General features: G+C 60.8%; 1 protein-coding gene. It reads right to left on the bottom strand.

All coding sequences use genetic code 11. The features are described from left to right. On the bottom strand, positions 1 to 337 hold a 337-nt coding region (locus ACZYTD_RS17235), incomplete at both ends, for an Ig-like domain-containing protein (RefSeq protein ID WP_463893929.1).

Raw genomic sequence — 337 nt, 5'->3', positions numbered from 1 at the left:
CGTATGCCCCTGGATAGTCACGGTCAGTTGCGCCGTACTGCTCGAGCCGTCCGCGTCAGTAAGGGTGTAGCTAAAGAGATCGGTCAGGCTCTGGCCCGTCTTGAGCGCATTCACCGCCGGGTTGCTGTTATCCAGCGAATAGACGTACTCGCCCTGGGCGTTCAGGGTGACTGTGCCATGCACCGTACCCACCGCCGCTACCGCCGTGATGGTCACCGGCGCATCCACGTTCCGGGAGTCATTGTTCAACAGGTCGAGGGTCAGCGGGTTAGCGCCATCCTCGCTGATGGTCACACTGTCATCGACTGCCACCGGTACCGTATCGGTGATGGCAATG

The organism is Pseudaeromonas sp. HNCC25DJ180 (assembly GCF_055413345.1).
This window is presented reverse-complemented; position numbering and strand designations above follow the sequence as displayed.